The sequence below is a fragment of the Arthrobacter zhaoxinii genome (assembly GCF_024385505.1).
GTDB lineage: Bacteria > Actinomycetota > Actinomycetes > Actinomycetales > Micrococcaceae > Arthrobacter_B > Arthrobacter_B zhaoxinii.
The window spans coordinates 420,130-433,336 of sequence record NZ_JANFLT010000006.1 but is presented as its reverse complement, the minus strand read 5'-3'; the positions used below and the strand labels follow the sequence as shown (position 1 = coordinate 433,336).

The window sequence follows — 13,207 nt, the reverse complement described above, 5'->3', positions numbered from 1 at the left end:
CGCCATGAGCCAGCAATCCTCCGGCAACAGCTCCTACACGGATCCCGTCCGGTATCCCCAGACCGCCGCACCGGCTGTCCGGACCAAACGCGCCTTCATCCTCCTGCTGCTCACCCTGGTGCTTCCCGGATCAGCACAGGTGGTCGCCGGCGACCGGCGCCTCGGCAGACGAGCTCTGGTGGTCACGTTCACCGTCTGGGCCGTGGCTGTTGCTGCCATCGTGCTGGCGGTCACCAACCGTGCGCTGCTGATCAACATCCTGGCCCACGGCTGGGCGTCGTTCCTCATCATGGTTATCCTGACGGTCCTCGCCGTAGGCTGGGGGCTGCTGTTCCTGAACACCCTGCGCATCATCCGCCCTCCCCTGCTCCCGCGCAATGTCCGGCCCCTGGTGGCCGCCTGTCTTGCCCTGCTGATGATCGCCACCAGCGGCAGCCTCGCCTACGGTGCGTATCTGCTGAACGTCAGCCGGCAGACCTTCGGCTCGATTTTCTCCTCGGGACCGTCCCTGGATCCCGTGGACGGCCGCTACAACTTCCTGCTGATGGGCGGCGACGCCGGCGAAGACCGCACCGGCCTGCGTCCGGACAGCATCTCCATGATCAGCATCGACGCCAAGACCGGCAAACCGGTGACCTTCAGCATCCCCCGCAACTTCCAGAACGCCCAGTTCCCCGCCGATTCCCCGCTCTACGAGGTGTACCCCGACGGCTACAACTGCGGCGACGAATGCATCATCAACAGCCTTTACCAGACGGTGACGGAGAACTACGCCGATCTGTACCCCGGATCCGACGATCCGGGGGCCGAAGCCATGATGGACGCCGTCAGCGGCACCCTGGGGCTTGAGGTGCAGGCCTACGTGATTGTGGACATGCGCGGCTTTGAGCAGCTGGTCGATGCCATGGGCGGCGTTACCGTCAATTCCGGCGGCTGGGTACCCATCACCGCCGGGGAGATCCCCGGCACCAACCGGCACTACCCGCCGGACGGCTGGATTCCCCCGGGAACCCAGACCCTCGACGGCTATCACGCGCTTTGGTATGCCCGCTCACGCGAGTTCGTCACCGATTACCACCGGATCGCCCGCCAGCAGTGCGTCCAGCAGGCCATGATTAAGCAGATGGACCCGGCGACCCTCCTCACCCGCTTCCAGGCAATTGCCTCAGCCGGCGAAGAGATAGTGGAAACCGACCTGCCGCAGGACCAGCTGGGCAGCTTCGTTGACCTGGCGCTGAAGGCAAAGGGCCAGCCCATGGAGCGCATGACCATCGGCCCGCCGGACTTCGGCTCGGCAGCAGACAACTTCGTTACCTATCCGGACTTCGACCTGATCCGCTCCCGGGTTCAGGAGTTCCTGACCGGAACCGAGGCCGAACCGGCCCCCGCCCCGGCCGAAGAACCCGCCCCCGCCGAAGAAGCAGCCCCTGCCGAAGAAGCCGCGCCGGAAGCAGCCCCTGCCGAAGCCGCGCCGGATGCGGGCACGGACGGTGAAGCAGCAGACGGAACCGCGATCAGCGAGGTTCCGCAGGAGGAAACCGAGATCACGGTGGAGTATCTGCAGTACCTTGCCGAGATCGGCGACGACGCGACCCTCGGCGCGCTCCTGAACAACAACGGCGAATGCAGCGCGGGTTAATCCGGACTGTTTTCCCTCTCCCCTGACTCCCCGACCCGAAAGAGGCCCGTGTACCTGCTTCGGAACACCCTTCGCCCCTACGCCTGGGGTTCCACCACGGCGATCGCTGAACTATTCGGCCGCGAACCCTCCGGAGAGCCCGAGGCGGAGCTGTGGATCGGTGCGCATCCGGGGGCGCCCTCCGCCCTGGTGCCGCCCGTGGACGGCAGCGAGACGCTCGATGAGCTGATTGCCGCCGATCCCGTGCGGATGCTCGGTGCCGACACCGCCGCCCGGTTCGGACCCGAGTTGCCGTTCCTGGCGAAGATCCTGGCGGCCGGGGCTCCCCTCTCGCTGCAGGTCCACCCCACGCCCGAGCAGGCGCGTGCGGGCTACGCCGCGGAAGAGGAGGCCGGCATTGACCGCGGCGCACGGGAACGCAATTACAAGGACGAGCATCATAAACCGGAGATGATCTTCGCACTGGCGCCCTTTGAGGCACTGTGCGGGTTCCGGAACCCGGACGAGGCTGCGGGCCTTTTCCGCGCCGTGAAGGCAGCGGTCGCCGCGTCCGGCCGAGAGGTGCCCGAGCTGCTGGAATGGATCGTGGCGGAGCTGTCCTCCGGGCATCCCGCGCCCGACCGGCTGGAGTCAGTCTTCAGCACCCTGATCAACGACGGGGAAGCGGTGCGCGGGGCCGCCGAAACCGCCGCTGCTGCTGCAGGGGCGGCGGGCTCCGACGGCCCTTACGGCCGCGAACTGGCCACCCTGGCCGAGCTGAACGGCTATTACCCGGGCGATCCCGGCGTCCTGATTTCCCTGCTGCTCAACCGTGTCTCCCTGCAGCCCGGGGACGCCGTCTACCTGCCCGCCGGCAACGTCCACGCCTACCTCAGCGGACTGGGCGTGGAAGTCATGGCGGCCTCCGACAACGTCCTGCGCGGCGGGCTGACGCCCAAGCACATTGACGTGCCCGAGCTGTTGAAGACCGTGGATTTCCGTCCCCTGGGCATCCCGTACCTGTCCGCCGACGACGCCGGGCCGGGACAGCAGGTGTTCCGTCCGCCCTTCGAGGAGTTCTCGCTCCAGCGCCTGGAACTGGCACAGGGCCCCGCAGGCACCCCCGGGGATTCCCTCCCGTCCGAGGTGCCGGTGCTGCAGAACGGGCCGGCCGTGGTCATCGCAGTGCGGGGCACCGCCGTCCTGTCCTCCCCCGCCGGCAGCCTGGCGCTGGAGGCCGGGCAGAGTGCCTTCATTCCGGCGGCCGACGCCCCCGTCACGGCCCGGCTCGCCGCGGACTCGGCCCAGCACGACGCCGGCGCCCTCGCTTTTGCGGTGACCGTCGGGACGGTGCCGGACGGGGAACCGGACGCTCCCCGCCTGGACCTGTAGGACCTGGCCCTACCTGGAGGACCTGGCCCTACAGGTATGACCCGGCCCTACCGGCCGAGCCGGCCTTTGACGGCGGCAAGCACGCCGCGGGCCTTCCGCATCCCCGTCTTGGCCACCGGCAGTGCCGTGGAGAAGACCGGGTAGAGCGGCGAAAGGGGCTTGTCCCAGGTGCCGGCCAGCTGGTCCTCGTGCTTCGCCCAGCCCATCTTGAACTTCGAGACACCGTCATTGAGCAGGCCGTTGAAGTCATACCGGGTGATTCCACGCTCCTTCATGTCGGAGATGGCGTGCCATTTCAGGGCGTAGTTCGCCCGCAGCCGTTCGCCTTCCTCCGTCATTCCGCCGTAGAGCTCAAACGAGGTGTAGCCACTGGTGGAAAGCCACAGGAACGCGACCACATCCTCACCCTTGAAGGCCGCGTAGACCGGTGAATCCTCGCCCAGGTTGTCGAAGATATCCAGGTAGTAGGAATCCTCGTGAATGCCGAAGTTCGCCCGCTGGGCGGTCAGCTTGTAGACCGCCAGGCATTTGGCGATTTCCGGCCGCGTCACGCGCCGGTAGACCAGGTCCTCGCGTCCGGACTTGCGGATGTACTGGCGGTGTTTTTTGCTCATGTCCCCGGACAAGTCCTCGAGACTGCGCTGCAGGTCCAGGATCAGCGTCCGGCCGATGAGGATGGTGTTGTCACTGCTCCGGAAGCCCAGGCCGGGCAGCCCCGCCACCAGCTTCCCGTCCGCATCCCAATCGGGTTCGATGGACAGCGCCACCGCGGAATGGGCGCTCTTCACGTAATCCCCAACGACGTCCAGGACGTCCAGTTCCCGTCCGGGTTCACCCTGGGGCCCGCGGGGAATGTACGCCAGGGCGCGGAAGGGGAAAGGCAGGGAGCGCAGCAGGACCTGGGCACATCCGATGACCGTGCCCGAGTCGTCGCTCACCAGCACACGGTCCACACTCCAGCCGTGGTCGGCCTTGGTCTTTCCCCAGCCCCACAACTGCTGCGGATGTCCGCGGAAGCGGTTAACGGTTTCGTTCCAGGAGTCGGCATCGGAGCAGGGGGTAACGCGCAGTGTCATGTCTTCCAGCCTACTTGGCTCCGCGGCCGCACTGGAAAAACGGCGCCTGGCTCCCCGAGCCGGCCCCCGCCCAAAAAAACAGCACGGACGGCCTGCCGATCCGGCAGGCCGTCCGTGCTGTTGCAGTATCCGGACTAGTTCGAGCGGGCGTAGGACTCCCACTTGTGTGCCTGGTGCTCGCCGTCCACCACGCGGATGGTGCCGGACTTGGAGCGCATCACGATCGACTGGGTCAGGACCTGGTCCTTCTTGTAGCGCACGCCCCGCAGCAGGTCGCCGTCGGTAATTCCGGTGGCAGCGAAGTAACAGTTGTCGCTCGTCACCAGGTCGTTGGTGGACATCACGCGGTCCAGGTCATGGCCGGCGTCGATCGCCTTCTGCTTCTCATCGTCGGAGGTCGGCCACAGTCGGCCCTGGATGACGCCGCCCAGCGTCTTGATCGCACAGGCGGTAATGATGCCCTCGGGCGTGCCGCCGATGCCCATCAGTGCGTCGACGTCGGTGCCTTCACGGGCCGCCGCGATGCCGCCGGCTACGTCGCCGTCCATCAGCATCCGGGTGCGCGCACCGGCGTCGCGGATTTCCTGTACCAGGGGCTTGTGCCGGTCCCGCTCCAGGATCATCACGTTGAGCTGGTTGATCTTCTTGCCCTTGGCCTTGGCAATCAGGTGCAGGTTCTGCTTCACCGGCAGGCGCAGGTCCACCATGTCGGCGGCTTCCGGGCCCGTCACCAGCTTTTCCATGTAGAAAACGGCCGAGGGATCGAACATGGTGCCGCGTTCGGCGACCGCCAGCACAGCCAGGGCGTTGTTGATGCCCAGCGCCGTCAGGCGGGTGCCGTCAATCGGATCCACTGCGACGTCGCACAGTGCGCCGGTGCCGTCACCCACGTGCTCGCCGTTGTAGAGCATCGGCGCTTCGTCCTTTTCACCTTCACCAATGACCACAACGCCGTTGAAGGAGACAGTGGAAATGAGTGAACGCATCGCATCCACAGCGGCACCGTCGGCCGCGTTCTTGTCACCGAAGCCCACCCAGTGGCCGCCGGCGATGGCTGCTGCTTCGGTGACACGGACAAGTTCCAGGGCCAGGTTACGGTCCGGCTCTGAGTCCCCGACTGCCAAGTTGGGGGAAAGGGTGGAGTACTGGGCACCTTGGGACACGTCAAACCTCATCTTCGAAATTTTGCTCTGCCAGCCGCTCGGAAGCGGTGGCCTTTGTCCGATCATAGTCTGCGTGTCATGCCTCACCACCCCGGCGCAGCATTTCACCTGCCGTTGTTTCGCGGAGTAGGACATCGCGTCCGCATAAGAGATTATGGAGGGGTGAGTGAAACGCAGCCGGACCCCCAGCACACCGACCAGCCCGTAACACCGGTATTGACCGCCAAGCAGGCCAAGCGGGCCAATGCCACCGTGATGGGCATGCTGATCGCCACCGGCCTCACGCTGGCGCTGTGCCTGGTGCCGGTGCTGCTCAACCCCGCACCAAAAATGCAGGCCCGCAACGTTGACGTGGCCGCCGCAGCCAACCAGGCCGCCGGCGACGCCGGGTACCGCCCGCTCGCCGTGGAGCTTCCGGACGGCTGGAGCGCCAATTACGCCCGCTGGAACGCCGGGACCAACGACGGCGTGCCGAACTGGGAAGTGGGATATCTCACCCCGGAGACTGAGTTCATCTCACTGACCCAGACCAACGCCGCTAACCCCACCTGGATCTACGAGCACACCGGCAATTCAACGGTCTCCGGTGAACGTCCGGCCGGCGGAGCCACCTGGGAGCTGCGCGATTCCTCCAACGGGGAGGCAACCATGGTCACGCAGATCGAGGGCCAGACCCTCCTGCTGTCCGGTTCCGCCGATCTGGCGGAGTTCGATGTCCTGGCCGAACATGCGGTCCGGGACCTGCGCGGCAACTGAGCCCCGCCTGCCGGGCCGGCGCCCTGAAGGAGTAACCTCAGTAGCGTGGAAACAGCGAACGAAAACATGATCACTCCCGCCCGCGCCTGGCAGAAGCTCCGCGAAGGCAACGAACGTTTTGTGGCCGGCTCCGCCAGGCACCCGAACCAGGACGCGCCGAGACGCAGTTCGCTGGTGGAGGGGCAGAACCCGTTCGCCGTCATTTTCGGCTGCTCGGACTCCCGGCTTGCTGCCGAGATCATCTTCGATCTTGGCCTCGGCGACGCTTTTGTGGTCCGCACGGCCGGACAGGTCATTGACGACGCCGTGCTCGGCTCGCTCGAGTACAGCGTGGGCACCCTCGGCGTCCCCCTCATTGTGGTGCTGGGCCATGACAACTGCGGCGCGGTCACTGCCGCGAAGGCCACCGTGGATACCGGCGAAATGCCCACCGGGTACGTCCGCACCCTCGTGGAACGGATCACCCCGTCCGTGCTGGCGGCACAGCGCAAGGATCTGCACGAGGTCAACGACATGGTCGTGGAACACACGAAGCAGACGGCGGAACGCCTGGTGGAAAGCTCCCGGCTTATTTCCGCGGCAGTCGAGGAAGGACGCGTGGCCGTGATCGGCCTGTCCTACCGGTTGGCGGAAGGCAACGCCGAACTGGTCTCCGGTTTCGGCGCCCTGGAACACCCGGCGGTCCTGCGCTCGGCGGTGCCGAAGTAGCAGTTATCGCTGCAGTGCCTTCGGAGATTAGGCTGGGGGACATGACTTCTGACACCTCCGAATACCGCATCGAACACGACACCATGGGTGAGGTCCGGGTTCCGGCCTCCGCCCTCTACCGCGCCCAGACGCAGCGTGCGGTCGAGAACTTCCCCATTTCCGGCACCACGCTGGAACCCTCGCACATCGAAGCGCTGGCCCGGATCAAGAAGGCCGCCGCGACCGCCAATGCGGAACTGGGAGTGCTCGACGACGAGCGCGCCCGGGCCATTGAAAAGGCCGCGGACGCCGTGGCCGGCGGCACCTACAACGACCAGTTCCCGATCGATATTTTCCAGACCGGTTCCGGCACGTCCTCGAACATGAACACCAACGAGGTCCTCGCCGAGCTCGCCACCCGGGCGCTGAAGGAAGCCGGCAGCGAGACCAGCGTCCACCCGAACGACCACGTAAACGCCTCGCAGTCCTCCAACGATGTCTTCCCGACGTCGGTGCACGTTGCCGCCACGTCCGCGCTGATCAACAACCTGATCCCCGCCCTCGAACACCTCGCCCTCTCGCTGGAGCGCAAGGCCGAGGAGTTCAAGGACGTGGTCAAGTCCGGCCGCACCCACCTGATGGATGCCACCCCGGTCACCCTCGGCCAGGAATTCGGCGGCTACGCCGCCCAGGTCCGCTACGGCATCGAACGCGTGCAGGCTTCCCTGCCCCGCGTGGCCGAAGTACCGCTGGGCGGCACCGCCGTGGGCACCGGCATCAACACTCCGGCCGGCTTCCCCCAGCGCGTCATCGAGCTGCTGGCCGCAGACACGGGCCTGCCGCTGACCGAAGCCCGCGACCACTTCGAGGCACAGGCCAACCGCGACGCGCTGGTCGAGGTCTCGGGCATGCTCCGCACCATTGCCGTTTCCTTCTCCAAGATCGCCAATGACCTGCGCTGGATGGGTTCGGGCCCCAACACCGGCCTGGGCGAGATTGCCATCCCCGATCTGCAGCCGGGCTCCTCGATCATGCCGGGCAAGGTCAACCCCGTCATCTCCGAAGCCGTGATGCAGGTTGCCGCACAGGTAGTGGGCAACGACGCCGCCGTCGCCTGGGCGGGCACCTTCGGTTACTTCGAACTCAACGTGGGCATCCCTGTGATTGCCGCGAACCTGCTCGAGTCCATCCGCCTGCTCGCGAATTCCTCCCGCGTGATGGCGGACAAGATGATCGACGGCATTGAAGCCAACGTCGAGCGCGCCCGTTACCTGGCCGAGGCCTCCCCCTCCATCGTCACCCCGCTGAACAAGTTCATCGGGTACGAGAACGCGGCGAAGATCGCCAAGTACTCGGTCAAGGAAGGCAAGACCATCCGCCAGGCCGTCGAGGACCTGGGTTACCTGGAACGCGGCGAGCTCACCGTGGAACAGCTGGACAAGGCACTGGACGTCCTGTCCATGACGAAGCCGCCGCAGGCCTAGCCGGCCTTACCGAAGGGGCGTCCGGAATCTGATCTGCCGGATTCCGGGCGCCCCTTCGCTGTATCCCCTCCTCACCAATGCCCTAATTTGCACTCCTTACTCCAGAGTGCAAAACTTTGCTCCGTGACGAATAGTGCAACTGGCGAGGACTGCGGACTGCGCGAACGCAAGCGCACCGCGACACGCGCTGCCATCACAGCGCATGCCCGGACCCTGACCGCGGCGAACGGCGTCAACGGATTCACCGTTGAGCAGCTGTGCGAACGGGTGGGCATTTCCCGACGGACCTTTTTCAACTACTTTCCGGCCAAGGAAGACGCCATCCTGGGATCCCCCGTCGACGACCTCCCCGAGGACCTGGTCCGGCGCTTCATAGAAGGCGGCGCAGGCACCGCGCCGGGACGGCTCTCCGACACCCTGGTCGCCGATTTCGTGGACCTAGCCGTCGGGATGACGGAACGGATGGCCATGTCCCGCTCGGAAATGGCCCAGCTGAAGGAAGCCGTCACCGCCGAACCCCGCCTGATCTCCAAGGCCATGCACGGCTCGCGGGAGACGGAGCAGACCTTTGCCCGGATTGTGGCGGACCGTGAATCCCTGCCGGCGGACGATGCACGGGTCCGGGCGGTGGTCGCCGTTTTCGGCGCACTGATCCAGCGCGCCGGACTGCGCTTCTTCGACCCTGTGAACACCGATTCCTACCGCAGCATCCTCGTCACGGAAGTGAACGCCGCCATCGAGGTGTTTTCGCTGGCGGCCCCGCTTCCCGCCGAACCTGCGGAATCCGCACCGCCCTTCACCGACACAGCCCCCGCCGACCCTGCCGACCCTGCCGAGGACAACGAATGACGACAACCGCCGCCCCAGCTTCCGGGCCGCTCCTGCTCACCCAGAAACGCATCTGGATCATCTTTTCCGCGCTGATCGCAGGCATGCTGCTTTCCAGCCTCGACCAGACGATTGTTTCCACTGCCATGCCCACCATCGTCGGGGAACTGGGCGGCGTCGAGCACCAGACCTGGATCACCACGGCGTATCTGCTGGCGACCACCATCGTGATGCCGATATACGGCAAGTTCGGCGATGTGCTGGGCCGCCGCAACCTGTTCCTGTTCGCCATTGCCCTGTTCACGGCGGCTTCGGTCGGCTGCGCCTTTGCCACCGATTTCTGGGCCTTCGTGATCTTCCGCGCCATCCAGGGGCTGGGCGGCGGCGGCCTGATGATCCTGTCGCAGGCCATCATCGCCGACATCGTGCCGGCGGACCAGCGCGGCAAGTACCTTGGTCCGCTGGGCGGTATCTTCGGCCTCTCCGCCGTGGCCGGTCCCCTGCTGGGCGGCTTCTTCGTGGACCACATGACATGGCAGTGGGCGTTCTACATCAACATTCCCATCGGCATCGTTGCCTTCCTGATCGCCTTCTTTACGCTGACCCTGCCCACCAAGAAGGCATCCAAGCGCATCGACCTCGGCGGCGTGCTCTTCCTATCGGTCGCCACCACCTGCCTGATCTTCTTCACCGACTTCGGCGGCCGTGACGACCGCGGCTGGACGGACCCGATGACCCTGCTCTTCGGCGCCGGCATGCTCGTGGCCGCCCTGGTCTTCGTTATGATCGAACGCCGCGTCGAGGATCCGATCATCCCGCTGAGCCTGTTCCGGAACCCGATCTTCGTCAACAGCACCGCCATCGGCTTCACCCTGGGCATGGGGATGTTTGCGGCGCTGGCATTCGTCCCCACGTTCCTGCAGATGTCCACCGGCACGTCCGCCGCCGTCTCCGGCCTGCTGATGCTGCCCATGATGGTGGGCATGATGGGCACCTCCATCTACTCCGGCCTGGCCATCACCAAGACCGGAAAGTATAAGAAGTACCCGATCATGGGCGCCGCGCTGGTCATTGCCGCCATGCTCTGGATGACCTCGCTGTCCGCCGACACCCCGGTCTGGGTCATCTGCGCCCAGCTCCTCGTCTTCGGCGCCGGCCTGGGCTACATCATGCAGGTGGTGGTGCTCGTGGTGCAGAACTCCGTTCCCGTGGACCAGATCGGCACCGCGACCTCCAGCAACAACTACTTCCGCGAGGTCGGCGCCTCCCTGGGCGTCGCGATCTTCGGTGCCATGTTTACGTCCCGGCTCGCGGACAACCTGCAGGAAACCTTCGCCGGTGCCGGGCTGGATGCGTCGGCTGCGGGCGAGGCGACGGCGACCCTGCAGCCGTCGGTACTGGAAACCCTCCCGGAACCCCTGCGGGAGGGCATTGTCACCGCCTACGCCGATTCCCTGGCCCCGGTGTTCTGGTACCTGATTCCGTTCCTGGTCATCGCCCTGGTACTGGCCTTCTTCCTGAAGGAGATCCCACTGTCCGACGTGGCCGGCATGGTGGCCCGCGGCGAAGCCGTCGCCGGCCCGGAAGCGGACCGGCTGGAGGCCGAGCGCCTGGCCGCGGGTAAGGGCACCGGTTCGAAGTCCGCCGGCGCCGCTGGCACACCTGCGGAGGCCGGAGAGGCTCCGGTAGAGGTGCCGGAGCAGGCTCCGGAAAACCCCTACCGGGAGAAGTAACTGCTCCGCTGCATTACCCCGGAAGGGCCGTCCCGCTGCTGCGGGGCGGCCCTTCCGGGTTCGGCGGCCAGCGGCTCAGCGTTCGAAGACCGGCACGCCGTCTGCTGTCAGGGCGAGGTCAATCAGCATCCGGTGCCTCTCGCTCAGCGGCGGCAGGGCGTCCAGGGCATACCAGCCCACTTCGGAGGATTCGTCGTCGTTCACCCGGGCCGTTCCGGAAACGTAACGGCAGCTGAAGGCCAGGTTCAGGAAGGAACAGACGTCCCCGTTCGGGAAGGTGACCGGCCCGTGGGCGCCCACGTGGATGAGGTGCTCGAGTTCAGCGTGGATGCCGGTTTCCTCTTCCACTTCCCGCAGCGTGCCGGGCCCGGCCTCCTCCCCCGGTTCGAGCATTCCGGTGATCAGGGCCCACCTGCCGTTGTCGCTGCGGCGGCCCAGCAGAACCTGCCCTTCCGCGTTGAACACCACGGCTGTGACGCCGGGCAGCCAGAGCGGATCGTGCCCGATCCGTTCGCGCAGGGACAGGACAAAATCAGGGGTAGGCATGGTCCTACTCTAGGGCAGGGACCAGCATGGTCACGGCGGCACCCAGGAGCAGGAACGGGCCGAAGGCGACGGTCGACGACGCCGTTCCGCGCCTGGTGAGGATCAGTCCCAGACCCCAGAGTCCGCCGAACACAAACGCCCCGACCGTCCCCGCGAGGACGTGGGCCGGTCCGAGGAACCCCAGGTAGAGGCCCAGCAGTCCCGCGAGCTTGACGTCGCCGAAGCCCAGTCCCGCCGGGCTCAGCAGCCGCAGCGCGAAAAACCCGGTCCACAGCGCAGCCGCGCCCAGGACCGTCCCGGTGACGCGGTCTGGTTCCCCGGCAGCGATCGCGGCGCCGGCCAGCAGTCCTCCGGCCACCGGATAGGACGGCAGGACCAGCGCGTTGGGCAGCCGGCGGGTGCGGATATCGATCGCGGCCAGCCGCAGGGCCAGGACCGCAAACCAGGCCAGTGCCAGACTGAGCAGCACGGCGGCGAGCGCGGTCCCGACCGTTCCGTTGCCCCAGTAGGCCGCCAGGATGTCCACCATGGGCACCACCGTAGCCCCGGCCCGGCGGATTCAGGGGGCCGGGCCTGCGGCTGTGGACAAGTCAGCCGATCTGCCCTTCCTCCAGCAGTTCCGTCACGAGGGCGGCAATCGGCGAACGCTCCGACCGTGTGAGCGTCACGTGTCCGAACAGCGGATGGCCCTTGAGTGTTTCCACCACGGCGGCCACGCCGTCGTGCCGGCCCACCCGCAGGTTGTCGCGCTGCGCAACGTCGTGGGTGAGCACCACGCGTGAGTTCTGCCCGATCCGGGACAGCACGGTCAGGAGCACGTTCTTCTCCAGCGACTGCGCCTCGTCCACGATCACGAAGGAGTCGTGCAGGGAGCGGCCGCGGATGTGGGTGAGCGGCAGGACCTCGAGCATCCCGCGGTCCAGCACCTCCTCCACCACCTCCTTGGAGACCAGCGCCTCCAGGGTGTCGAACACGGCCTGGCCCCAGGGACCCATTTTCTCCGACTCGCTGCCCGGCAGGTAGCCCAGTTCCTGCCCGCCCACGGCGTAGAGCGGCCGGAAGACCATCACCTTGCGGTGTTCCCTGCGTTCGAGCACTGCCTCCAGCCCGGCGCACAGTGCCAGCGCGGACTTACCCGTTCCCGCCCGTCCGCCGAGGGAGACAATCCCTACCTCGCGGTCCATCAGCAGGTCGATGGCCAGCCGCTGTTCCGCTGAGCGTCCATGCAGTCCAAAGACGTCCCGGTCCCCGCGCACCAGCCGCAGCCGCTTGTCTGCTCCCACGCGGCCCAGCGCCGAGGCGCGTCCGGCCATCAGCACCGTGCCGGTGTTGACCGGCAGCTCCGCCGCCTCGGGGATCAGGACTGCCTGGTGGTCATAGAGCATCGCCATGTCAGCATCGGAGATTTCCAGTTCCGCCACTCCGGTCCAGCCGCTGTCCCGGACCAGTTCGTTTCGGTATTCATCCGCTGCCAGCCCCATGGCCGAAGCCTTGACCCGCATCGGCAGGTCCTTGGACACCACGGTGACGTTCCGGCCGCCGTCGGCTAGATTCTTGGCGACGGCGAGGATCCGGCTGTCATTGTCGCTGCCCCGGATCCCCGCGGGCAGTACATCCGTGGAGATGTGGTTCAGCTCCACCCGCAGCGTCCCGCCGCTCTCGCCCAAGGGAACAGCCGTTCCCAAACCGCCGTGCCGGATCCGCAGGTCATCCAGCAGCCGCAGTGCATTGCGTGCGAAATAGCCCAGCTCCGGATCCTGGCGCTTTCGCTCCAGTTCGGTGATGACCACCAGCGGAAGAATCACCTCATGTTCGGCGAACCGGAGGATCGCCCGCGGATCGGACAGCAGCACCGAGGTATCCAGCACAAAGCTGGCCCGCTCCGGTACCTGCATCTTCTGTTCAGCTGCCACGTGGAACTCCC

General features: G+C 66.5%; 12 protein-coding genes. 7 read left to right on the top strand and 5 right to left on the bottom strand.

The genetic code is table 11. The features are described 5' to 3' along the window. Nucleotides 1-4 precede the first annotated feature (4 nt). Nucleotides 5-1,639 carry an LCP family protein gene (locus tag NNX37_RS13480; RefSeq protein WP_255793242.1) on the top strand — a complete coding sequence of 545 codons (1,635 nt, stop codon included), beginning with the start codon at nucleotides 5-7 and terminating at the stop codon, nucleotides 1,637-1,639. A 48-nt stretch (nucleotides 1,640-1,687) separates the two neighbouring features. Next, nucleotides 1,688-3,010, top strand: a complete 1,323-nt coding sequence (gene manA / locus NNX37_RS13475) for a mannose-6-phosphate isomerase, class I (protein ID WP_255793241.1) — start codon at nucleotides 1,688-1,690, stop codon at nucleotides 3,008-3,010. A gap of 47 nt (nucleotides 3,011-3,057) precedes the next feature. On the opposite strand, the gene NNX37_RS13470 is transcribed toward manA, so the two are convergent. Together NNX37_RS13470 and glpX are read right to left on the bottom strand one after the other, a co-directional pair. Beyond that, nucleotides 3,058-4,086 (bottom strand): lipid II:glycine glycyltransferase FemX, encoded by a 1,029-nt coding sequence (locus NNX37_RS13470; RefSeq protein ID WP_255793240.1) that lies wholly within the window; start codon nucleotides 4,084-4,086, stop codon nucleotides 3,058-3,060. Nucleotides 4,087-4,220: 134 nt separating this feature from the next. Continuing rightward, the gene (gene glpX / locus NNX37_RS13465) at nucleotides 4,221-5,261 is read right to left on the bottom strand and encodes a class II fructose-bisphosphatase (protein WP_255793239.1); all 1,041 of its coding nucleotides are present in this window, start codon (nucleotides 5,259-5,261) and stop codon (nucleotides 4,221-4,223) included. A 150-nt stretch (nucleotides 5,262-5,411) separates the two neighbouring features. On the opposite strand from glpX, the gene NNX37_RS13460 reads away from it, so the two are divergent. The 5 genes from NNX37_RS13460 to NNX37_RS13440 all read left to right on the top strand — a co-directional run bounded on the left by NNX37_RS13460 (nucleotide 5,412) and on the right by NNX37_RS13440 (nucleotide 10,737). Then, nucleotides 5,412-6,005, top strand: a complete 594-nt coding sequence (locus tag NNX37_RS13460; protein WP_255793238.1) for a DUF4245 domain-containing protein — start codon at nucleotides 5,412-5,414, stop codon at nucleotides 6,003-6,005. A 66-nt stretch (nucleotides 6,006-6,071) separates the two neighbouring features. Next, nucleotides 6,072-6,713: a carbonic anhydrase gene (locus tag NNX37_RS13455; protein WP_255793543.1), complete on the top strand. Its 642-nt coding sequence runs from the start codon at nucleotides 6,072-6,074 to the stop codon at nucleotides 6,711-6,713. 41 nt (nucleotides 6,714-6,754) lie between these two features. Next, complete coding sequence (locus tag NNX37_RS13450) at nucleotides 6,755-8,176, top strand: class II fumarate hydratase (protein WP_255793237.1); 1,422 nt, start codon at nucleotides 6,755-6,757, stop codon at nucleotides 8,174-8,176. A gap of 123 nt (nucleotides 8,177-8,299) precedes the next feature. Beyond that, nucleotides 8,300-9,025, top strand: a complete 726-nt coding sequence (locus NNX37_RS13445) for a TetR/AcrR family transcriptional regulator (RefSeq protein ID WP_255793236.1) — start codon at nucleotides 8,300-8,302, stop codon at nucleotides 9,023-9,025. Continuing rightward, the gene (locus NNX37_RS13440; RefSeq protein WP_255793235.1) at nucleotides 9,022-10,737 is read left to right on the top strand and encodes an MDR family MFS transporter; all 1,716 of its coding nucleotides are present in this window, start codon (nucleotides 9,022-9,024) and stop codon (nucleotides 10,735-10,737) included. Before NNX37_RS13445 ends, NNX37_RS13440 begins: the two co-directional genes overlap by 4 nt. A gap of 75 nt (nucleotides 10,738-10,812) precedes the next feature. On the opposite strand, the gene NNX37_RS13435 is transcribed toward NNX37_RS13440, so the two are convergent. The 3 genes from NNX37_RS13435 to NNX37_RS13425 all read right to left on the bottom strand — a co-directional run bounded on the left by NNX37_RS13435 (nucleotide 10,813) and on the right by NNX37_RS13425 (nucleotide 13,178). Then, the gene (locus tag NNX37_RS13435) at nucleotides 10,813-11,283 is read right to left on the bottom strand and encodes an NUDIX hydrolase (RefSeq protein WP_255793234.1); all 471 of its coding nucleotides are present in this window, start codon (nucleotides 11,281-11,283) and stop codon (nucleotides 10,813-10,815) included. A gap of 4 nt (nucleotides 11,284-11,287) precedes the next feature. After that, entirely contained in the window at nucleotides 11,288-11,812 is a 525-nt protein-coding gene (locus NNX37_RS13430) for a prepilin peptidase (protein WP_255793233.1), read from the bottom strand. Nucleotides 11,813-11,873: 61 nt separating this feature from the next. Next, nucleotides 11,874-13,178, bottom strand: a complete 1,305-nt coding sequence (locus NNX37_RS13425; RefSeq protein ID WP_255793542.1) for a PhoH family protein — start codon at nucleotides 13,176-13,178, stop codon at nucleotides 11,874-11,876. Between the last annotated feature and the right edge of the window lie 29 nt (nucleotides 13,179-13,207).